The sequence below is a fragment of the Sulfitobacter sp. W027 genome, assembly GCF_025143985.1.
Classification (GTDB): Bacteria; Pseudomonadota; Alphaproteobacteria; order Rhodobacterales; family Rhodobacteraceae; genus Sulfitobacter.
In genome coordinates this window covers 1,156,399-1,177,356 of sequence record NZ_CP083564.1, presented here as the reverse complement: position 1 = coordinate 1,177,356, position 20,958 = coordinate 1,156,399, and the positions used below count along the sequence as shown (strand labels likewise).

The 20,958-nt window shown below is 60.4% G+C and carries 16 protein-coding genes; 8 read left to right on the top strand and 8 right to left on the bottom strand.

Features of this window, described 5'->3' with window-relative positions; translation table 11 throughout:
• Nucleotides 1-2: 2 nt before the first annotated feature.
• Nucleotides 3-1,835, bottom strand: coding sequence for an ABC transporter ATP-binding protein (locus K3759_RS05780; RefSeq protein ID WP_259984850.1), 1,833 nt, complete (start codon nucleotides 1,833-1,835; stop codon nucleotides 3-5).
• A 313-nt stretch (nucleotides 1,836-2,148) separates the two neighbouring features.
• Between K3759_RS05780 and K3759_RS05775 the strand changes: the two genes are divergently transcribed.
• From K3759_RS05775 to K3759_RS05760, 4 genes are all read left to right on the top strand, one after another.
• Nucleotides 2,149-3,870, top strand: a complete 1,722-nt coding sequence (locus K3759_RS05775; protein WP_259984847.1) for a peptide ABC transporter substrate-binding protein — start codon at nucleotides 2,149-2,151, stop codon at nucleotides 3,868-3,870.
• Nucleotides 3,871-3,989: 119 nt separating this feature from the next.
• Entirely contained in the window at nucleotides 3,990-5,027 is a 1,038-nt protein-coding gene (locus K3759_RS05770) for an ABC transporter permease (RefSeq protein WP_259984845.1), read from the top strand.
• Nucleotides 5,020-6,018: an ABC transporter permease gene (locus tag K3759_RS05765; protein ID WP_259984843.1), complete on the top strand. Its 999-nt coding sequence runs from the start codon at nucleotides 5,020-5,022 to the stop codon at nucleotides 6,016-6,018. The genes K3759_RS05770 and K3759_RS05765 overlap by 8 nt, the downstream gene beginning before the upstream one ends.
• A 207-nt stretch (nucleotides 6,019-6,225) precedes the next feature.
• On the top strand, nucleotides 6,226-7,299 hold the full coding sequence (locus K3759_RS05760; RefSeq protein WP_259984841.1) for a YeeE/YedE family protein: 1,074 nt from the start codon (nucleotides 6,226-6,228) through the stop codon (nucleotides 7,297-7,299).
• Here the strand turns inward: K3759_RS05760 and K3759_RS05755 are convergent.
• From K3759_RS05755 to K3759_RS05740, 4 genes are all read right to left on the bottom strand, one after another.
• The gene (locus K3759_RS05755; protein ID WP_259984839.1) at nucleotides 7,235-8,503 is read right to left on the bottom strand and encodes a DUF3422 family protein; all 1,269 of its coding nucleotides are present in this window, start codon (nucleotides 8,501-8,503) and stop codon (nucleotides 7,235-7,237) included. The two genes, K3759_RS05760 and K3759_RS05755, sit on opposite strands and share 65 nt — an antisense overlap.
• A gap of 218 nt (nucleotides 8,504-8,721) precedes the next feature.
• Nucleotides 8,722-10,155, bottom strand: a complete 1,434-nt coding sequence (locus K3759_RS05750; RefSeq protein ID WP_259984837.1) for an NAD(P)(+) transhydrogenase (Re/Si-specific) subunit beta — start codon at nucleotides 10,153-10,155, stop codon at nucleotides 8,722-8,724.
• Between the two features lie 13 nt (nucleotides 10,156-10,168).
• Entirely contained in the window at nucleotides 10,169-11,743 is a 1,575-nt protein-coding gene (locus tag K3759_RS05745; protein ID WP_259984835.1) for a Re/Si-specific NAD(P)(+) transhydrogenase subunit alpha, read from the bottom strand.
• A 251-nt stretch (nucleotides 11,744-11,994) separates the two neighbouring features.
• Nucleotides 11,995-12,711, bottom strand: coding sequence for a porin family protein (locus K3759_RS05740; protein WP_259984833.1), 717 nt, complete (start codon nucleotides 12,709-12,711; stop codon nucleotides 11,995-11,997).
• A 247-nt stretch (nucleotides 12,712-12,958) separates the two neighbouring features.
• Here K3759_RS05740 and K3759_RS05735 point away from each other — a divergent pair, with 247 nt between their 5' ends.
• Nucleotides 12,959-13,711 (top strand): SDR family NAD(P)-dependent oxidoreductase, encoded by a 753-nt coding sequence (locus K3759_RS05735; protein WP_259984831.1) that lies wholly within the window; start codon nucleotides 12,959-12,961, stop codon nucleotides 13,709-13,711.
• A gap of 44 nt (nucleotides 13,712-13,755) precedes the next feature.
• Nucleotides 13,756-14,334 (top strand): REP-associated tyrosine transposase, encoded by a 579-nt coding sequence (locus tag K3759_RS05730; protein ID WP_259984829.1) that lies wholly within the window; start codon nucleotides 13,756-13,758, stop codon nucleotides 14,332-14,334.
• Nucleotides 14,335-14,521: 187 nt separating this feature from the next.
• Here the strand turns inward: K3759_RS05730 and K3759_RS05725 are convergent, their stop codons facing one another.
• The 3 genes from K3759_RS05725 to K3759_RS05715 all read right to left on the bottom strand — a co-directional run bounded on the left by K3759_RS05725 (nucleotide 14,522) and on the right by K3759_RS05715 (nucleotide 17,841).
• Nucleotides 14,522-15,304 (bottom strand): gamma-glutamyl-gamma-aminobutyrate hydrolase family protein, encoded by a 783-nt coding sequence (locus tag K3759_RS05725; protein WP_259984827.1) that lies wholly within the window; start codon nucleotides 15,302-15,304, stop codon nucleotides 14,522-14,524.
• 58 nt (nucleotides 15,305-15,362) lie between these two features.
• The gene (locus K3759_RS05720; RefSeq protein WP_259984825.1) at nucleotides 15,363-17,525 is read right to left on the bottom strand and encodes a malate synthase G; all 2,163 of its coding nucleotides are present in this window, start codon (nucleotides 17,523-17,525) and stop codon (nucleotides 15,363-15,365) included.
• 85 nt (nucleotides 17,526-17,610) lie between these two features.
• Entirely contained in the window at nucleotides 17,611-17,841 is a 231-nt protein-coding gene (locus tag K3759_RS05715; protein WP_259984823.1) for a hypothetical protein, read from the bottom strand.
• 103 nt (nucleotides 17,842-17,944) lie between these two features.
• Here K3759_RS05715 and pepN point away from each other — a divergent pair, with 103 nt between their 5' ends.
• A complete protein-coding gene (pepN, locus tag K3759_RS05710; RefSeq protein ID WP_259984821.1) occupies nucleotides 17,945-20,503 on the top strand; it encodes an aminopeptidase N in 2,559 nt (852 codons plus the stop codon).
• A complete protein-coding gene (locus tag K3759_RS05705; protein ID WP_259984819.1) occupies nucleotides 20,496-20,957 on the top strand; it encodes a hypothetical protein in 462 nt (153 codons plus the stop codon). Before pepN ends, K3759_RS05705 begins: the two co-directional genes overlap by 8 nt.
• The last annotated feature ends 1 nt before the right edge of the window (nucleotide 20,958 follow it).

The following is a 20,958-nucleotide window of genomic DNA, read 5'->3' as shown; positions in this document are numbered from 1 at the left end:
TTTCAATAGCCGCTGTCGGTGATGAGCACGTGATGCCCCGGCTCGACCTCTTTGTAGATTGAAGGCTCGGGCACATAGGAGGCAGGGTGTATCGGCGATGGGATTGGTTTGAAGTTCAAATCCTTCTCGGACTTGCGCCGCCGCGGATCGGCGATCGGTACCGCTTTCATCAGCGCCTGCGTATAGGGGTGCTGCGGGTTCTCAAATACCCGCTGGCGCGAGCCTAGCTCGACGATCCGGCCCAGATACATCACGCCGACGTAATGGCTCACCCGCTCCACCACGGCCATGTCGTGGCTGATGAAGAGGAAAGAGAGTTCCATTTCGGCCTGAAGCTCCATCATCAGGTTCAAGACCTGTGCCTGCACAGACACGTCGAGGGCCGAGACCGCCTCATCCGCAATGATCAGCTTGGGGTTCAGGGCAAGCGCGCGGGCGATGGCGACGCGCTGGCGCTGGCCGCCCGAGAGCTCATGCGGGAAGCGCCGCATGAAGCTGCGCGGCAGTTCCACCCGGTCAAAGAGCATCTCAACGCGTTTGGTGATCTCCGCCCCTTTGAGGGTGGCGAAGTTATGGATCGGCTCGGCCACCTGATCGGAAAGCTGCATCTGCGGGTTCAGCGAGGCAAAGGGGTCTTGAAAGATCATCTGCATATCAAGCCGCGCGGTGCGCAGGGCGTTTTGATCCAGCGACATGATATCGACGCCGTCGAGGTTCACTTCGCCCGACATCGGTTCCACCAGACGCAAAATCGACCGGCCCGCCGTGGATTTGCCACAGCCCGATTCGCCAACGAGGCTTAGCGTCTGGCCCTTGTTGAGCGTAAACGACAGATCCTCTACCGCGTGGACGTTGGCGACGGTGCGGCGCAGGAAACCGCCCTGCACTGGAAAGCGCGTGGTCAGGTTCTTGACCGAAAGGAGCACCTCTTGGCGGCCCTTGATCGGCAGGATTTCTTTGTCTTCCGAACCCAGCAGCTTCATCGGCTCCGGGTAGGGCTTGCCCGTCATTTCGCCGAGTTTGGGCACGGCGGCCAGCAGCGCCTTGGTATAGGGGTGTTTGGGGTTTTCAAAGATTTCTTCGACCGTGCCCTCTTCGACCTTTTTCCCGCGGAACATGACGACGACACGGTCGGCCATCTGCGCCACCACGGCCATGTCATGGGTGATGAACATCACCGCCGTCCCGGTCTCGCGCTTCAAGCGGTCCATCAAGGCGAGAATCTCGGCCTGAATGGTCACGTCAAGCGCCGTGGTGGGCTCATCCGCGATCAAGAGGCGCGGCTCGCAAGCCAGCGCCATGGCGATCACCACGCGCTGGCGCATGCCGCCCGACAGCTCATGCGGATATTGCTTCAGCCGCCGCTCCGGCTCGGGGATGCGGACCTGTTTCATCAGTTCCAGCGCGCGGGCTTCGGCCTCTTTACGCGACATGTTCAGATGCAGGCGCAGACCTTCGGTCATCTGCTTGCCGATGGTGAAGACGGGGTTCAGCGCGGTCATCGGCTCCTGGAAGATCATGCCGATCTCATTGCCGCGGATTTTGCGCATGAGGCTACCGCTGCTGGCGGCGAGATCGACCTGACCTTTTTCGCCGCGTTCAAAAAGGAGGCGACCGCCTGCAATTTCACCACCGCCGTATTCCACCAGCCGCATCAGCGACAACGAAGACACGGATTTGCCCGATCCTGATTCTCCGACCACGCAAACCGTCTCACCGGGATTGATGTCAAAACTGACATCTTCAACACCGACAACGGGGCCATCTTTGGTTTGAAATTCGACGCGCAGGCCCTGAATTTGGGCGATTGGCGCCCCGCTTATGTGATCCAGCATCTGTTTCCCTGTTATTTTTATCGGCGCAGATTTTGCCTGACGCTACGGCGAATGCCATGAGACTGTCAAACCTGACTCGCAGCCTTGGGTCTTTGTGAAAAATGCGCCACGTCCGCCCTTGCAATTTTTGGGAAACCTGTTTCGATACGGCTCATGCGGTTTGGAAAGAGCGCTTCGATCACAGGTTGAATTTTGCGTGTTTTGGCATGTTTAGCGGGTGAAGCTCATGTTCTTTCCAGAGCGACAACAATAAGGTGGGGCTAGTCCCGCCGACAATAAGCGGCACGCCAACGTGTCCAACATGGAGTAAGATATGAAATTGAAGACCCTATTGATGGGGGCTGTCGCATCGACTGCTTTTGCCCCTATGGCCTTTGCCGAAGCCCATGAGGGCGAGCGCGGCCGCGACGGTGAAGTCAAAATTATCTATTGGCAGGCACCTTCGATCCTGAACCCCTATCTGTCGAGCGGCACAAAAGATGTTGAAGCCTCCTCGCTGATCCTCGAACCCCTTGGCCGCTACGATGAGACCGGCGCGCTGGTCCCCTATCTGGCGACAGAGATCCCGACGCTGGAAAACGGCGGCGTGAGCGAAGACCTCAAGACCATCACATGGAAGCTAAAAGACGGTCTTGTCTGGTCCGATGGCTCCCCGGTTACCGCCAATGACGTGAAGTTCACTGCCGATTACTGCATGAACCCCGAAGGCGGCTGTGCGCAGCTGGCCAAATTCGAAGGCGTCTCCTCGGTCGACGTGGTCGATGACCAGACGGTTAAGGTCACCTTCTCCGAGCCGATGCCGAACCCCTACGGCCCCTTCATGGGCGGCCAGTCCCCGATCATTCAGGCGGCACAGTTCGCCGATTGTACGGGCGCCAAGGCACCTGAGTGTACCGAAGCCAACTTTAATCCGATCGGCACCGGTCCTTTCACCGTCACGGAATTCCGTCCCAATGACGTGATCACCATGGCTGCCAACGAAAACTTCCGCGAAGCTGGCAAACCCGCCTTCGCCACGCTGACCTTCAAAGGCGGCGGCGACGCGACAGCCGCAGGTCGTGCCGTGATGGAAACAGGTGAGTTCGACTATGCCTGGAACCTGCAGTTGGCCCCCGATGTCATCGCCAAGATGGCCGAAGGCGGCAAGGGCAAGCCCATGTCGGCATTCGGCACGTTGGTTGAGCGTCTTGAGCTGAACATGACAGACGCCTCCCCCGACCTGCCCGAGGGCGAGCGTTCGACCGCCAAACACCCGCACCCGATCCTTAGCGATGAGAAAGTCCGCCGCGCGCTTTCCATGGCGATTGACCGCGAACTGCTGGTGGAAGTTGGCTACGGCCAAGCCGGTCGCGCGACCTGCAACATGGTGCCTGCACCTGAGCTTTACGCCTCTGACAACACTGACTGTCTTACCCAAGACATCGAAGGCGCCAAGGCGCTCTTAGACGAAGCGGGCTGGACCGACACAGATGGCGACGGTGTGCGTGACAAAGACGGCAAGAAACTGGCGCTGCTGTACCAGACTTCGACCAACGCCGTGCGTCAGGACTTCCAAGCGCTGATCAAGGATTGGTGGAGCCAGATCGGTGTTGAAACCGAATTGCGCAACATCGACTCTTCGGTCTTCTTCGGTGGTGACCCCGGTTCGACCGACACGTTCCAGCGTTTCTATGCAGACGTTGAAATGTACGCCAACAACTTCGATGGCACCGACCCGCAAAGCTACCTTGCCCAGCGGACCTGCGCCAAGTTCCCAAGCCCGGAAACACAGTGGCAGGGTGAGAATATCAACCGCTTCTGTGACGAAGAGTATGACACCATGGTGGCCGAACTGGGCCGCACCGGCGAAATGGAAAAGCGTGGCGAACTGGCCAAAAAGCTGAACGACATGCTGACCAAAGACACCTACTCGATCCTGCCGCTGGTTGACCGTGGTCGCGTCTCGGCTGCTGCCAATACTCTTGGTGGTGTCGTGCTGAACACATGGGACTCCGAGCTGTGGAATGCCGCCGATTGGTACCGCATGAAAGAGTGATCTGAGACAGAGGCGCGGCACGCTGCGCCTCTCTTCACCGACCTTCGGGGGTGTGCGACATCCGCACGCCCCCCTCTCGCCCCCACCCCCTCACAGACTGACTTACAAAGGCGACGCCCATGTTGACCTTCACCATCCGACGACTTCTTTTGTCGATCCCGACGCTTTTGTTTATCAGCCTGGTGATTTTCCTGCTGCTGCAACTCGCCCCCGGCGACCCGATGGCGCAAGTGCCGCTGACGGTCCCGCCTGAAGTGAAAGAAAAGATGCGCGAGGCGCTTGGCCTTGGGCAACCGATCTACATCCAGTACTGGAAATGGCTCGTGCAGGTCTTCTGGATCGAGCCGCAGGTCTTCATCGACTATCTGACCAACCGCTCTGCCCTGTTTGGCTGGCTGCCTGACACCAACCTGTCAGACGGTAAGCTGCGCGTGATCTCTTGGCAGACCCGCTCCCCGGTGATGGACATCGTGATCCAACGGATGCCGCAGACCCTCTGGGTCGTGGGGCTGGCCTATATCGTGGGCATCGTTATCGCCATCCCGATTGGCATCTATTCTGCCTACCGCCATTACTCGGTCTTCGATCAGGCCGGGACATTCATCACCATGGTCGGCTTTTCGATCCCGCCCTTTTTCACCGGCCCGCTGTTGATCGTGATCTTCTCGGTTACGCTAGGCTGGCTTCCGTCGATCTATGACACCACCCATGTGGTGAACGACTGGGCCAGCTTTAAAGTGCAGTTCATGCAGATGATTATGCCCGTCATGGTGCTGGCGCTGCAGACCACGGCGCAGATCAGCCGCTACATGCGCGGGGCGATGCTGGACAACCTCAACCAAGACTATGTGCGAACCGCCCGCGCCAAGGGTTTGAAAGAAAGCGTTGTGGTCATGGTCCACGTGCTGCGCAACTCGATGATCCCTGTGGTCACCGTCATCGCGCTCGGCATGCCCGCCATTTTCGGTGGCGCGATCATTACCGAAAACGTCTTTAAAGTGAACGGCATTGGTCAGCTACTGCTGACCGCGCTGCGCGCCAATGACCTGCCGATGGTCATGACCCTTACCTTCATCTTTGCGGTGTTGATCGTCCTGTTCAACCTGATCGCAGATATCCTGTACGGCCTGCTTGACCCGAGGATCCGTTATGACTGAGCAACCCATTCCCGCCAGCCCAATCGAAGCCGATCTGGAGTTCATGAAAGCCCTGCAAGACAAGGGCCCGCAAAAGCCGCCGCGCAGCCAATGGCGCGATGTCTGGGACCAGTTCCGCAAGCACAAGGGTGCGCTCTTTGGCGGCTCCTTCCTGATCTTCATCACGCTTGCGGTGATCTTTGGCCCCTATATCTGGGACATTGACGCCAAGAAGCTGGACATTCGCAACAAGGACTGGCGGCCGATCTATACGCTCCTCTGGGACGGGGACGCCAAGGCGGGTTGGATCCACCCGCTCGGCACCGACCAACTGGGCCGCGACATCCTTGCGCAGATGCTCTTTGGCGGGCGCGTGTCGATGGCGGTGGGCTGGATGGCCATGGCGCTGGCATTGGTTATTGGTACCGCAATCGGCGTGCTTTCGGGCTTCTTCAAGCGCATGGACTTCTGGTTGATGCGCTTCACTGACCTGATCCTCAGCCTGCCAATTCTGCCATTGGTGCTCTTGGCCGTGACGCTCTTTGGGCAACCGCTGCGGTCTCAGTTCGGCCCCGAGGGCGGCATGTTCATCCTCATCGTTTCGGTCATCAGCCTGACCTCATGGATGCAAACGGCGCGGATCGTGCGCGGCGACATCCTCGCCCTGAAAGAGCGCGAGTTCATCCTCGCCGCCCGCTCCATCGGGACCACGCCGGGCAAGATTATCCGCCGGCACCTGTTGCCCAACGTGATCTCGCCCATCATGGTTTCGGCCACGCTAGGTCTGGCCACGGCGATCATCACCGAAAGCGCGCTGAGCTTTCTGGGCGTCGGCTTCCCCTCGGACTTCCCGACATGGGGCAAGCAACTGGCCGACGCAGTGGACCGGATGCAGGAGTTCCCCGAGCGGGTAATGCTGCCCGGCATCGCCATCTCGCTGACGGTGCTGGCGGTGAACTACCTTGGCGATGGCCTGCGCGACGCGCTTGATCCGCGCATTCGCGGACGCTGAGCGAAATAAGGACCGACCGGCCCCCGCTCGACTGCGCGGGGGCCAGTTGTTTTGCGCCCCTTGACGCAGGGTGAACAGCGTCGCCGCTTTTTCCATCAAAACAGAATAAATTCCGCTGGCGCTGGTGACCCCAACGTCAGCTTTCACTTGATTGTGACCCCCATCCGCTCCAGATGGGAAATACTTCCGTTTTCGAGAGTTTTCGCGATGTTTGAGTCTTTCGGCTTTGAAGAGACGACAGCAAAAGAGGCGTCCGTTCTACTGGCGGCTTTCATCGGGCTGGCGTTTGGCGTGTTGGCACAGCGCACGCGCTTTTGCTTCCGTCGCAGCCTTGTGGGCGAAGACCGACGCCAAGCGCTCGGCGTCTGGCTGACCGCGCTGGCGCTGGCGGTGATCGGCACCCAAGCCGCCGTGGCCGCCGGGTGGATCAACTTTGATGCACATCGTTTCATGGCGTCTGAAGTGCCGTTCTTAGCGATTGCCATCGGCGGCTTGCTGTTCGGCGCGGGCATGGTCCTGACACGCGGCTGCATCTCGCGGCTGACGGTGCTAACCGGCGGCGGGAACCTCCGTGCTGCGCTGGTGGTGCTGGTCTTTGCCGTGGTAGCCCATGCGACGCTGAAAGGTGTGTTAGCACCGCTCCGCGTGGCTCTCGGCTCGGTGACTGTCGATATGGGGGAGAGCGTGAGCCTTGCCACCCTGCCCGGCGGCGCGCTGATTTGGGGCGGTTTGATTGCTGTGGCGGCGCTGGCCTATGCGCTGCGCTCGGGCAACCGTCCGGGGCAGCTGGTGATGGCCGCTTTGATCGGGCTTTTGGTCCCTGCCGCTTGGGTCGGTACCGGGTACATCCTGCTGGATGAGTTCGATCCGATCGCAATGGAGAGCCTCAGCTTCACGTCGCCTTCCGCCGACACCCTATTCTGGACCATCGTCAGCAGTTCCATCCCCGCAGGCTTCGGTACCGGGCTTTTGGGCGGCGTCTTTGTCGGCGCGCTGATCGCCAGCCTCATCGCGCGTGAGTTCCATTGGCAGAGTTTTGACGCCCCGCGCCAAACCGGACGCTACCTGACCGGCGCAGCCATGATGGGCGTAGGCGGTGTGCTGGCCGGCGGCTGCACCTTGGGCGCAGGTCTGTCGGGTGTCCCCACGCTTTCGGTTGCGGCGATAGAGGCTATCGTGATGATCGCATTGGGCGGTCTGACCATGCAGGCGCTGCTTAGCCGATCTTCCGCCGCAAACGGCGCAGGGTCCACCACACGCCAAGTACAACCGGCAGAGTGACAAGGGCGGTCAGCAGCCCTTTGCTGACCCCCAAAGGCTCGGCCAGCGGGTAGAGCAGATAGCCCACCAGTGACACCGCGTAGTAGCTGATTGCCACCACTGACAGCCCCTCAACCGTATGCTGCAGCCTGAGTTGCAGGTCGGCCCGCCGGTCCATGCTGGCAAGGATCGCTTGGTTCTGGGCCGAGCGTTCCACATCCACCCGCGTGCGCAAAAGCTCCGCAGCCCGCAGCGCGCGGGCGGCAATGGTTTGCAGCCGCGTTTCGGTCGATTTGACCGTGCGCATCGCAGGGGCATAGCGGCGCATCATAAACTCTCCAAAGCCCTGCCGCCCCATGAAACGCGCCTCGCGCAGGGCAGAGATACGCTCATAGACAATCGCCTCATACGCACCTGTTGCGGCAAAACGATAGGCCGTCTCGGCGGTCAGCGCCTCAAGTGCCACCGATACGTCCAAGAGCGCGTGCAAAGTCTCTTCCGCTGCCGTGCCCGCCCCGCTGCGCATGGCCTCCATGAGGGTGGAGAGCTGCCCATCCAGATCATTCAGCGCCGTTGCCATTTCTCGCGCCTGCATGAAGCCCAGCATCGACATCGCCTTATAGGTCTCAATCTCGCACAGCCGCTGCACGATCCGCCCGATCCGCCGCTGCCCGGTCGCGGCATCGGTAAAGAGCGCCAGCCGCAGATGCCCCGCGGGATCAATGCGGAAATCGCTGGCCACCACCGCCGCGCCGTCCAGCACCTCAGCCACGGCGAGGCTTTCCGGTACGAACCAGTCTTGCAGGTGGTCTGCAATCTCCTCATCCACCGTGGATTTCGGCAAAACTGCCAGCAGCGCCGATGTGATCCGTTCGCCCTGTATCTCTGACAACCAATCATCGGGAAAGGCATCGAAATCCGACGCGGCAAAAGGCGCAGAGCGGCCAGCAGGGGCAATCACCGTATAGGTGACGAATTCCGTATGCTGCTCCCATTTCAGGGTGAAACGTCCCATCTCGCCATAGTAATGCGTCGCTTCTGCATCCGCCCGCGGCGCGCCGTAGTGGGCCAAGAGAGCATTCAGCTCCCCCTGTGCAACTGCGCCCGGGGCCAGCTTCACCGCCAGAAACGCAACCCGCGAAGGGGCCGAAAGCTGCGGGAAGGGGCGCGCGTGCATTTCACCGGTGAGGGCAAGCCGCTGGGGATGGTCTTTGATCGGGGCCATGGCGGGGTCCGCTGCTTAAGATGTCATGTTCCGGAGAGAATAGCGCCAAAGGCGCCAATGAACAGATAAAAAATGACATGTTTTCATATACTTAATGTGTACCGACGTATACCGCCCATAGAAACGGCAAACGCCCCACCGTTTCTGGCGGGGCGTTTAAGATGTATAGGTCGGGAATTTTTTAAAAATTCCCGGTCGTTTTCTTTTAAAGAAAACGATTAGTCGATCAGTGGCAGCAGTTTATCAAGGCTGGCTTTCGCATCACCGTAGAACATCCGCGTGTTTTCCTTGAAGAACAGCGGGTTCTCGATCCCCGAATAGCCCGTGCCCTGCCCGCGCTTGGAGACGAAGACCGTCTTGGCCTTCCAGCATTCCAGCACCGGCATACCAGCGATGGGGCTGTTGGGGTCTTCCTGAGCGGCAGGGTTCACGATGTCGTTGGAGCCAATGACAATCGCCACGTCGGTGTTGGGGAAATCATCGTTGATCTCATCCATCTCCATCACGATGTCATAGGGCACCTTGGCCTCGGCCAGCAGCACGTTCATGTGCCCGGGCAGACGGCCCGCCACCGGGTGGATGGCGAAACGGACGTTCTTGCCCTTGGCACGCAGCTTCTTGACCAATTCGCTGACCGCGCCTTGGGCCTGAGCCACCGCCATGCCGTAGCCGGGGATGATGATGACACTGTCGGCCTCGTTGAGCGCCTGTGCGACACCGTCGGCCTCGATCGCCACCTGCTCGCCCTCGACTTCCCTTGCCGGGCCAGAGGTCCCGCCAAAGCCGCCAAGGATAACGCTGACGAACGAACGGTTCATCGCCTTACACATGATGTAGCTCAGGATCGCCCCCGAAGAGCCGACCAACGCGCCGACCACGATCAGCAGATCGTTGCCAAGCGAGAAGCCAATCGCCGCTGCGGCCCAGCCGGAGTAGCTGTTGAGCATCGACACGACGACTGGCATGTCGGCACCGCCGATGCCCATGATCAGGTGATAGCCGATGAAGAGTGCGGCCAGCGTCAGCACGAACAGCGGCAGGAAGCCCCCGGTGTTGAAGTACCAGATCAGACAGATCAAGGAGATCGCAGCGGCAGCAGCGTTCAGCATATGACCGCCCGGCAGTTTCGTCGCAGCAGAGCTCACCCGCCCTGCCAGCTTGCCATAGGCGATGACCGAGCCGGTGAAGGTCACGGCACCAATGAAGATGCCGAGGACCAGTTCAACCCGCAGGATTGCTATTTCAACACTGTCCTTCTTCGCCAAGAGCGCGGCGAAGCCTTCGGTTGACGCGCGCGCCACCTCGTCCATCGCCATGACATTGCCCAATTCGATATGGGCGTTGTAACCAACGAAAACCGCCGCGAGGCCCACAAGGCTGTGCATCGCGGCGACCAGTTCGGGCATCTGCGTCATCTGCACGCGGGTGGCCAGTTGGTAGCCGATGGCCCCGCCTGCCGCGATCAGGATCAGCGAGAGGAGCCAGAACCCCGCCCCCGGCCCGATCAGCGTGGCGATAACCGCCAGCGCCATGCCTGCGATGCCGTACCATACCGCGCGTTTGGCGCTTTCCTGACCCGACAGACCGCCCAAGCTGAGGATGAAGAGAACCGCTGCAACCACATAGGCTGCTGTCGTAAATCCGTATTCCATAATGCGTGCTCCTTCAGGATTTCTGGAACATGGCGAGCATGCGCCGTGTCACGAGGAAGCCGCCAAAGATGTTGATCCCACACATGAAGACCGACAGAGCAGCAAGAATAATCACCAATGCCGAGTTCGAGCCGATCTGCATCAGCGCGCCCAGAATGATGATCGAAGAGATCGCGTTGGTCACCGCCATCAGCGGCGTATGCAGGCTGTGCGCCACGCCCCAAATCACTTGGAAACCGACAAAGACCGCCAATACAAAAACGATGAAGTGCTGCATGAAGCTGGCGGGCGCCACAAGGCCCACACCCAGCAACACTGCCGCACCCACGGCCAGCAGTGTGACCTGGTTCTTCGTCTGCGCTTTGAAAGCCGCCAGTTCGTCGGCGCGCTTCTCTTCGGGGGTCTTTTCCTTGACCTTTTCCTTCTTCGGCGCTGCCGCGATGGCCGCAACCTTGGGCGGAGGTGGTGGGAAGGTGACCGCTTTCTCGTGGGTGATGGTTGCCCCACGGATCACGTCATCTTCCATATCGTGGTTAATGACACCGTCTTTTTCGGGCGTCAGATCCGTCATCAGGTGGCGGATGTTAGTGGAATAGAGCGTCGAAGCCTGCGTCGCCATGCGCGAGGGGAAATCGGTGTAACCGATGATCGTGACACCGTTGTCGGTGACGATCTTCTCGTCCATCTTGGTCAGCTTACAGTTGCCGCCCTTTTCCGCCGCAAGGTCAACGATGACAGAGCCCGGCTTCATCGCCGCGACCATGTCTTCGGTCCAAAGCTCTGGCGCTTCGCGGTTGGGGATCAGCGCCGTGGTGATGACGATGTCCACATCGGGGGCGAGTTCGCGGAACTTAGCCAATTGCGCTTCGCGGAATTCCGGCGAGGAAACAGAGGCGTAGCCGCCTGAGGCGGAGCCATCGGCCTGCTCTTCCTCGAAGTCGAGATAGACAAACTCGGCGCCCATCGATTCGACCTGTTCGGCCACTTCAGGGCGCACGTCGAAGGCAAGTGTGATGGCACCCAATGAGGTCGATGTGCCGATGGCCGCAAGGCCCGCAACGCCCGCGCCAACGACCAGAACCTTCGCAGGCGGCACCTTGCCCGCCGCAGTGATCTGCCCGGTGAAGAAACGGCCAAAGTTGTTGCCCGCTTCGATCACCGCGCGGTAGCCCGCGATATTCGCCATGGACGACAGCGCGTCCATCTTCTGGGCGCGGCTGATGCGCGGCACCATATCCATCGCCATGACGGTCGCGCCCTTCTTGGCGGCGGCCTCCATCAGCTCGGTGTTGCCGGCGGGATTGAACATGGAGATCAGCGTCTGGCCCGCGCGCAGGCGCTTGACCTCGGCCTCGGACGGCGGGCGCACCTTGGCGACCACATCAGCAGCCTTGTAGAGAGCGGCGGCGGTGTTTACCACCTCAACGCCCGCGGCCTCATAGGCGGCATCGTCGAAACCCGCAGCCGCGCCGGCACCGGTTTCGATGACGCATGTATGCCCAAGCTTTTGCAGTTGCTGCGCGCTTTCCGGCGTCATCGCGACCCGGTTTTCGCCCTCAAATATTTCCTTTGGTGTCCCGATCTTCAAACCAAGAGTCCCCCTTTGCTGGCCCGTTACGCCGCTTTGGCGCAACTTTGTTAGTCAGAGCGATAGCGCGCGCGCAGCAATAGTACAAGCAAACCGCTACGTGAAACGGTGCAAAATTGCTGCACTACCACATCAAAGAAACGGTTTGCTGGTTTGGGGGCGATGGTAGAACAGTTGTTCTAATTGGAAGCCGATGGCATGGCCCGAAGGCCATGCTTTAGTTCTAGGCCCCACTGGAGCCAGACGTTTTTTTACAGACCCGGAATTAGGCGGGCGAGGCCGCGCTGGTCAAAGGTGGTCCCGCGATCGGCGCCGAAAGCGATCTCGCCACCCAGTCCGACAAAGGGTTCAGTCTCATTGATGCCGCCGACATCTACCTTGGCAGAACCGACCTCCAAGAACAGATTTGTGGTAGGGGAAACGTCACGGTCCAGACGCACAGCAAAGCGCGACAGATCGTCGCCATCGCTGCCAAAATGGTCAAAGGAGCCCGTCAGGCCAAAGCCCTCCGCCATCGCGTATCGCGCCTTGAGGCCGCCCAAGGTGCCATCACCTGCATCGCTGTCTACATTGGCAAGATAGCCTTCGAATTCCCACTCCAGCATCTCATAGCCTGCTTCGACACCCAAGATGTCTGCATCTTCGCCGAGGGCTTCCTCACGCGTATAGAACGCGCCGAAAGAGGTCGCCTCATCCAGATGATAGATTCCGTGCAGGCCCAGTGAATGGCTGTCCACACCGGTGAAACCGAAGTCACTGTATCCGGCGTCGAATTGCACACCAAAGTTGCGGTTAATGCCAATCTCGACCGACCCATCAAGGCCAAGACGGCTGAAATCGGTGTCATCTGCAAAGGCGGAATACGACAGACCGACCGAGCCGCCAGTCACTTCGACAGCCTGTGCCGTGGTAGCGCCAAGGGCGAGAGTCGCGACGAGGGTCAAGCCCGGGAAATTTTTGCTTTTCATTATACTGCTCCAATACATTTGAGAGGGCCCTGTCATCAGGTTACCCGCTGCAACCAGTGCGTGAACACCTTAAAGGCTGCAAGAACAAAGCCGGCTGTCTGCGACGATGTACTCAATGAGCGGCGGGATCTGGCCTGTTGTTGCCGCTCCGCGTCAATCACATCGGGCAAATAACGCCCCGTCATCCACGCCCGCCTATTGTGCTGCCGCCCCCACCGCGCCACCCTGCCCTCAAAGGGGAGGCATTATGACACTACAAGACAAACACGCATTCATCACCGGCGGCGGCACCGGCATTGGACTGGCCATTGCGCAGGATTTGGCCGCAAAGGGCGCGCGGGTCACGATCACCGGGCGCCGGCAGGAGGTGCTCGACGCGGTGTCGGGTGATGGCATCACCGGGATGGCAATGGACGTCCGCGACGAGGCGCAGGTCATCGACACGATCGCCCGCGCGGTTGAGGCGCATGGGCCGGTGCAAATCTGCGTTGCCAATGCGGGTGTGGCCGAGGGCCGGTCGCTGCACAAAACCGATCTCGATTTCTGGCGCGACATGATGGCGACCAACCTTGATGGCGCCTTTCTGACCATCCGCGAAAGCCTCAAATCCATGCGCCAAACCGATTGGGGACGGGTGATTGCGGTCTCCTCCATGGCGGGGCTGCGCGGCCTGCCGGGGGCGGCCTGCTATTCGGCCTCGAAACACGGGATGATCGGGCTAATCCGCTCGCTCAGCGAAGATTATATGGGCCAGCCCTTCACCTTTAACGCGCTCTGCCCCGGTTATGTCGATACCGACATCATCGCGCGCAACACCCAAGCGATCTCAAAACGCGCCGGGCTGTCCGAGGAAAAAGCCCGTGATGTGATGGTCAACGCCAACCGCCACAAGCGTCTTATTGCCCCATCCGAAGTGGCCGCTGCGGCGGCCTGGCTGGTTGGCGAAGGATCCGAGAGCGTGAATGGTCAGTCTATCGAGATTGCAGGCGGGCAGATGTAGCCGCGTTAAAAGTGCTTTAAGCAAGCTGCGCCAAATTAAAGGCCATGAAAGATTCGTTTTATGGCTCCGAACGCTACTTCTTTACCCTGCGCCTCGCGCGGCGGGACGATGATGCGCTGCTGCGCCATATCTCGGCACTCAGACATGCAATGCGGGAAACTTTGGCGCGCAAGCCGTTCCAGATCGACGCCATCGCGATCCTGCCGGATGTGATCCACACGGTCTGGACCCTGCCGCAAGGGGATCATGACTACGCCAACCGCATCGGCATGTGGAAAGGACGGTTTTCGCGGCACCTCCCCCCGGCTCCGCATCGCAGCCTGCGACAAATCAAACGGGGGGAGAAGGGCATATGGCAGCGGCGGTTTTGGAAGCATCGGATACGCGATCACGCGGATTTCGAACGGCATTGCGATCTGGTGCATCTCAGCCCGGTCCACGCCGGGTTTTGTCAGCGTCCGGAGGCTTGGCCCTACAGTTCCTACGCCCGCGCCCGTTCTCGTCAGATCGCCGCACAGGGTAAGAAGGACCATTCAGCGGAAGAAGCGGTCTTGGACGATGATGTGACACCACTGAGGAACGTGACATCCCCCGCCGCGCTTCCGAGCCGCCTGCACAGTTAATTTGCTTGGAGCCAGAGCTGGCACCTTAGCATAGCGACCTGCTAGCACGTGAAGGCGGTATCCTTGCCCCGGAAACACGAACCATACCTTACACGGGACCATCAAAACGGCGTCGCCCGCAAAATCCGCGAGCGGGATCCTTTGGTAGGGCCGCGCCTCGTCAATACCGCGCGGCCAACCGCCCCGCCTATTGCGCGGCAGTCATCACCGGCAGGGCCGACCCATCCGCAGCCCAAGCCCGCACCGCCGCACCAAAATGTTCGAACAATGGCCGCGAGACCGGATCCTTGGCCGCGTTCCACTCAGGGTGCCACTGCACAGCGAGAGTAAATCCGGGGGCGTCTTTGATGTAGATCGCCTCGGGCGTGCCGTCGTCCGCATGGCCGTCGATCACAACGCGCGGACCGGGCTCCTTGATGCCCTGCCCGTGCAGCGTATTGGTCAGTACCTTGGATGCGCCCATCACACGGTGAAACACGCCGCCTTCGGTAAAGCTCACGTCATGGCGCAGCTCGAACTTCTCTTCGATGGTGCCGTCGGGGGGCATCCGGTGGTTCATCCGCCCCGGCAGATCGCGTATCTCGGGGTAGAGCGAGCCGCCCATGGCCACGTTGACCTCCTGAAATCCACGGCACAGGCCAAGAAACGGTTGGCCCCGCGCCACACAGGCCCGCACCAGCGCCAGCGCCACGGCATCGCGGGCACGGTCAAAGGCACCATGTGCCTCTGTCTCAGGCTCACCGTATTCTTCCGGATGCACATTGGGCCGCCCGCCGGTCAGCAGGAAGCCATCGCAGACCTCAAGCAGTTCTTCGACCGAGACAAAGCGCGGATCGCTCGGCACGATGAGCGGCAGACAGCCCGAGACCTCGGCAATCGCTTCGGTGTTCATCTGCCCGCCCGCGTGGACGGGGTATTGATCGTTCAGCAGGTAGGAATTGCCAATAATACCAACGACGGGTCGGGCCATGAGTTACCTCTTATTCACCATGGCCCGAACATAGGCGCTTCGTACGGCGGCCTCAACCTCAGCTCAGCGCCTTAAGCTGCAAACGCCGCGCATGAAGCACCGGTTCGGTATAGCCAGAGGGTTGCTCGCGGCCCTTGAGCACCAAATCACAGGCCGCCTGAAACGCTACCCCGTCAAAGCCCGGCGCCATGGGACGGTAGCTTGGGTCATCCGCGTTTTGACGGTCCACCACGGCTGCCATTTTTTTAAGCGCTGCCTCGACTTCCTCGCGGCTGATGACGCCGTGGTGCAGCCAGTTTGCCAAGGCTTGGGCCGAGATGCGGCAGGTAGCGCGGTCTTCCATCAGGCCCACGTCGTTGATGTCGGGCACTTTGGAACAGCCTACCCCCTGATCGATCCAGCGCACGACGTAGCCCAGAATACCCTGCGCATTATTCTCAATTTCGCGGGTGATTTCTTCGGTGCTGAGGTTGCGGCCTTCCATCACCGGGATGGTTAACAGCGCGTCGAGTGTCCCACGCGCGCCGCCCTTTTTGATTTCTTCCTGTCGCGCCAGCACGTCAACCTTGTGGTAATGCATGGCGTGCAACGTCGCGGCCGTAGGCGACGGCACCCAAGCGCAGTTTGCGCCCGACTGCGGGTGGCCGATCTTGGCCTCCAGCATCTCGGCCATACGGTCGGGCATGGCCCACATGCCCTTGCCGATCTGCGCGCGGCCCTGCAATCCGCAGGCCAGCCCGATGTCGACATTGCGGTCCTCATAGGCCGCGATCCAAGCGCTGTTCTTCATTTCGCCCTTGGGCACCATCGGCCCGGCTTCCATGCTGGTGTGGATTTCGTCGCCCGTTCGGTCGAGGAAACCGGTATTGATGAAGGCCACGCGATGTTTCGCGGCGCGGATACATTCTGCGAGGTTGGCACTGGTGCGGCGTTCCTCATCCATAATGCCGAGCTTCACGGTATATTGCGGCAGACCAAGCGTCTTCTCCACATGGATGAAGATCTCATCGGCAAAGGCGACCTCTTCCGGCCCGTGCATCTTGGGCTTCACCACATAGACGCTGCCGGTGACGGAATTGCCGCCCTCGCGCTTGAGGTCGTGGATCGCGATCAACGTCGTCACCATCGCGTCCATCAGCCCCTCGCCGACCTCACGGCCCTCGCGGTCATGCACGGCCGGATTGGTCATCAGGTGGCCAACATTGCGCACTAACATAAGCGAGCGGCCTTTCAGCGTAACCTCACGAGCGCCATCAGGAGCGGTATAGCGGCGGTCTTCGGCCATGCGGCGTGTGACAGTTTCGCCGCCCTTTTCAAAGGTCTCGGACAGGTCGCCCTTCATCAGGCCAAGCCAGTTGCCATAGGCCAGCACTTTATCTTCGGCATCCACCGCCGCGACGCTGTCTTCGCAGTCCATGATGGTAGAAAGCGCGGATTCGATGACCACATCGGCGACGCTGGCGGGATCGTCCTTGCCAATCGCATGGTCCGGATCGATCTTGATCTCGATATGCAACCCGTTGTTGCGCAGCAGGATCACATCCGGCGCTTCGGCGTTGCCACGGTAGCCTGCAAATTGCGCCGGATCGGCCAGACCGCAGGGCGCTGCATCTTGGGACATCACACCTTCGAGATGGCCGTCTACCACTCGGTAACCCGCGAGGTCCGCATGGCTGCCAGCGGAGAGTGGGGCCGCCTCATCCAAGAAGGCCTTCGCCCGAGCCACCACCTGTGCGCCGCGCTCTGGATCATAGCCCTTGCCCGTAGGCAGATCACTCAGCGCGTCGGTGCCATAGAATGCATCATAAAGACTGCCCCAGCGCGCGTTGGCAGCGTTCAGCGCAAAGCGCGCATTGGTGATTGGCACCACAAGCTGCGGCCCCGGCACTTGGGCAATCTCCGGGTCTACGTTTTGTGTTTCGATCTGAAAGTCTGGGCCATCGGGCAAAAGATAGCCGATCTCGCGCAGAAAGGCGGTGTAGCTTTCCGCATCATGCGGCTGACCTGCGCGTTCCCGATGCCAACCGTCGATCTGCGCCTGAAGGTCCGCACGTTTTTCCAGCAAAGCGCGGTTCTTAGGACCCAGGTCATGCACCAGACCAGAGAACCCTGCCCAGAATGCCTCTGCCGTCACCCCGGTCCCCGGCAGCGCCGAGGTCTCGATGAAGTCGACCAGTGCGGCGTCTACCTGCAAACCATTCTTGTCTATTTTGCTCGTCATTCTCTGCCCTCTTCCGCACTGAATACCATTCAGAAATATCTAGCAGAAAGGCAAAGCGGCGCAAGCGCGAGGACGGCAGAGGGGGTTAGCGCTCTCCTTCGGGGGGCAGCGGGCGGGCAATCACCGGCTCGGCGTCCGCCGGGCCGTCTACGGGCTGCGCGTCGCCTTCAGGTGAGGGGTCGGTGGCCTGCAGCACCGCATAGACAATGCCGGCGATCATCAGCAGTGCCCCCGCGATGATAGCGGTTTTGATACCGATCAGAGCGTGGCGATGACGTTTCTTCTGCGTTTCGGTATCGGTGTCAGGGGCAGACATGGATATACCTCATTGCTCGAAGTTACGGGGGCTCGGCTTGCAGGCAGCCTCCTGGAGACATAACCTTTCCCAGACTGATTACGTTCCCGCTACTGGAGGCCCAATGCGCGACGCCACCCCCCAAACAATCTATCTCAGCGACTATCAGCCGTTCGGCTTTCTTGTGGATGAGGTTGCGCTGACCTTTGACCTTGATCCCCACAAGACACGGGTAAGAAGCCGCATCGTCTTTCGCCGCAATCCTGCGGCTAAGGATGCGGAATTTTTCCTTCATGGTGAGCAGCTCAAGCTTATTTCCGCGCAGATTGACGGCAAACCGGTCGCGCCAGAGGTGACCGACCGTGGCCTGACCTGCGCCGTACCTGACGCGCCCTTCATCTGGGAGGCTGAGGTTGAGATTGATCCTAAAGGCAACACCGCCCTCGAAGGGCTTTATATGTCGGGTGGGATGTATTGCACCCAGTGCGAGGCTGAAGGCTTTCGCAAGATCACCTATTACCCCGATCGCCCCGATGTGATGAGTATCTTTACCGTCACCGTCAATGGACCGCATCCGGTGCTCTTGTCCAACGGCAACCCGGTGGCACAGGGGCAGAACCATGCCGAGTGGCATGACCCATGGCCAAAGCCTGCCTATCTTTTTGCGCTGGTGGCGGGCGATCTGGTTGCCCATTCCGACCGCTTTACCACCATGTCGGGCCGGGACGTCGATCTAAACCTATATGTGCGCCCCGGCGATGAGGGCAAATGTGCCTTTGGGATGGAGGCGCTAAAGGCGTCGATGAAATGGGATGAAGAGGTCTATGGCCGCGAATACGATCTCGACATCTTCAATATCGTCGCGGTGGATGATTTCAACATGGGCGCGATGGAGAACAAGGGGCTGAACATCTTCAACTCCGCCGCCGTTCTCGCCTCGCCCGAGACGTCGACGGATGACAATTTTGAGCGGATCGAGGCGATCATCGCGCATGAGTATTTCCACAACTGGACTGGCAACCGCATCACCTGCCGCGATTGGTTCCAACTGTGTCTAAAGGAAGGGCTGACGGTCTACCGCGACAGCCAGTTCACCTCTGACATGCGTTCTCCGGCGGTGAAACGGATCAGCGATGTGATCGATCTGCGGGGCCGTCAATTCGCCGAGGATCAAGGCCCGCTGGCCCATCCGGTGCGGCCGGAAAGCTTTCAGGAGATCAACAACTTCTACACCGCCACCGTCTATGAGAAGGGCGCTGAGGTGATCGGTATGCTCAAGACCTTGGTGGGCGATGATGCCTATACCAAGGCGCTGGACCTCTACTTTCAGCGTCACGACGGCGACGCGGCAACGATCGAAGATTGGCTGAAGGTGTTCGAAGACACCACAGGCCGCGATCTGACCCAGTTTAAACGTTGGTATTCTCAGGCCGGCACCCCGCGCCTTGCGGTGACGGAGGCTTGGGACGCGGGAAAGGGCATCTTTACCCTCACCTTCACACAGCACACGCCCCCCAGCACCGCCACGCCACTGCCTGAGCCACAGGTCTTGCCCATCACAGTAGGTCTGATTGGCGCGGAGGGTGCCGAGGTGTCCCCCTCCAGCGTGTTGGAGATGACCGAAGCCGAGCAGAGCTTTACCTTCGACGGACTTGATGCGCGGCCCGTGGCCTCCGTACTGCGTGGCTTCTCTGCCCCGGTGGTGCTTGCACATGACCTCTCGAAAGAAGAGCGGCTGCTTCTGCTGGCCCATGACAGCGATCCCTTCAACCGCTGGGAGGCCGGGCGCACTTTGGCGCGGCAGTCTTTGCTGGCGACGATCACCGAAGGCAGCGCACCGGATGCTGAATGGCTCGCCTCACTTCAAGCGGTACTCGGGGATGAGACGCTGGAGCCCGCCTACCGTGCATTGATGCTGGGCCTGCCCAGCCATGCGGATTTGGCCAACACCCTCTATGATACGGGCAAAACCCCGGACCCGGCAGCGATCCATGAAGCGGTGGATGCCACGCGCGACGCCTTGGCGCAGGCTTTCGTCTCAACCCTGAGCGAGCTTTACGACCGGCACATCGTCGACGCTGCCTACCAGCCAAATGCCGAGCAATCCGGCAAACGCGCACTGACAAATGCGGCCCTCGCCCTGCTCACCCGCGTGCAGGGCCCGGAGCGTGCGCAGGCGCAATACGATCAGGCCGACAATATGACCCAGCAACTCAGTGCGCTGGCGGCCCTGCTGCGCGCGGGCCATGGCGACAAGGCGCTGGCTGAGTTTGAAGAGCAGTGGCGCGATGACCGTTTGGTGATGGACAAATGGTTCGGGCTACAGGTCTCGCAGGCCGCGCCGGAGAAGACCGCAGAGGTCGCGCAAACGCTTACCCAGCACGCCGATTTCAACTGGAAGAACCCAAACCGCTTCCGCGCGGTCTTTGGCAGCCTTGCCACGCATCATGCGGGCTTTCACCATGAAAGCGGCAAGGGCTACGCGCTGCTGGCCGATTGGCTGATCAAGCTTGACCCGGTGAACCCGCAGACCACGGCGCGGATGTGTTCGGCATTCCAGACATGGCGGCGCTATGACGCGGCGCGGCAAGAGATGATCCAAACGCAATTGGACCGCATCCTCGCCAACCCTGACCTTAGCCGGGACACGTCAGAGATGCTCAGCCGCATTCGCGGTGCCTGACGCCCTGCCCCAGACAGAGGGCATAGCGGCCTACGAGTATCGCCGCCATGCCCGCAGTCGAACCGCGCTGTTGGTGCTGCCCGCGCTCTGGGCAGCACTGGGGGCGGCATGGTACTGGCTCGAAGCCTCCGGTTGGCTCGTGGGGCTGCTAGGGCTCTTTACCCTGCCCGCACTCTGGGAGGTTTTCACCAATCCGCTCAGTGGCTTGACCCTTGATCAAAGCAACCTGTCGTGGTTCACGGGCAGGCGTGATGCCAAGATCGCACTGGCGCAAATTAACCACGTCCGACTTGATACGAGGCTTGATATGTCGGTACGCGCCACGGTGGTTTTGGCAACGGGACGCAAGATCAAACTGCCCTTTGAAGCCACACCGCCACACCGCACGTTAGAAGCTGCACTTCATGCGCGCGGTGTCGCCACAGAGCGGCACCACTTCACGTTGATCCAATAAT

Bases quoted from the DNA above. Each gene is read 5' to 3' on its own strand.
- pepN (WP_259984821.1), top strand. From the start codon at position 17,945: ATGCGCGACGCCACCCCCCAAACAATCTATCTCAGCGACTATCAGCCG.
- K3759_RS05765 (WP_259984843.1), top strand. From the start codon at position 5,020: ATGACTGAGCAACCCATTCCCGCCAGCCCAATCGAAGCCGATCTGGAG.
- K3759_RS05770 (WP_259984845.1), top strand. From the start codon at position 3,990: ATGTTGACCTTCACCATCCGACGACTTCTTTTGTCGATCCCGACGCTT.
- K3759_RS05720 (WP_259984825.1), bottom strand. From the start codon at position 17,525: ATGACGAGCAAAATAGACAAGAATGGTTTGCAGGTAGACGCCGCACTG.
- K3759_RS05730 (WP_259984829.1), top strand. From the start codon at position 13,756: ATGAAAGATTCGTTTTATGGCTCCGAACGCTACTTCTTTACCCTGCGC.
- K3759_RS05735 (WP_259984831.1), top strand. From the start codon at position 12,959: ATGACACTACAAGACAAACACGCATTCATCACCGGCGGCGGCACCGGC.
- K3759_RS05750 (WP_259984837.1), bottom strand. From the start codon at position 10,155: ATGGAATACGGATTTACGACAGCAGCCTATGTGGTTGCAGCGGTTCTC.
- K3759_RS05715 (WP_259984823.1), bottom strand. From the start codon at position 17,841: ATGTCTGCCCCTGACACCGATACCGAAACGCAGAAGAAACGTCATCGC.
- K3759_RS05780 (WP_259984850.1), bottom strand. From the start codon at position 1,835: ATGCTGGATCACATAAGCGGGGCGCCAATCGCCCAAATTCAGGGCCTG.
- K3759_RS05725 (WP_259984827.1), bottom strand. From the start codon at position 15,304: ATGGCCCGACCCGTCGTTGGTATTATTGGCAATTCCTACCTGCTGAAC.
- K3759_RS05740 (WP_259984833.1), bottom strand. From the start codon at position 12,711: ATGAAAAGCAAAAATTTCCCGGGCTTGACCCTCGTCGCGACTCTCGCC.
- K3759_RS05755 (WP_259984839.1), bottom strand. From the start codon at position 8,503: ATGGCCCCGATCAAAGACCATCCCCAGCGGCTTGCCCTCACCGGTGAA.
- K3759_RS05775 (WP_259984847.1), top strand. From the start codon at position 2,149: ATGAAATTGAAGACCCTATTGATGGGGGCTGTCGCATCGACTGCTTTT.
- K3759_RS05760 (WP_259984841.1), top strand. From the start codon at position 6,226: ATGTTTGAGTCTTTCGGCTTTGAAGAGACGACAGCAAAAGAGGCGTCC.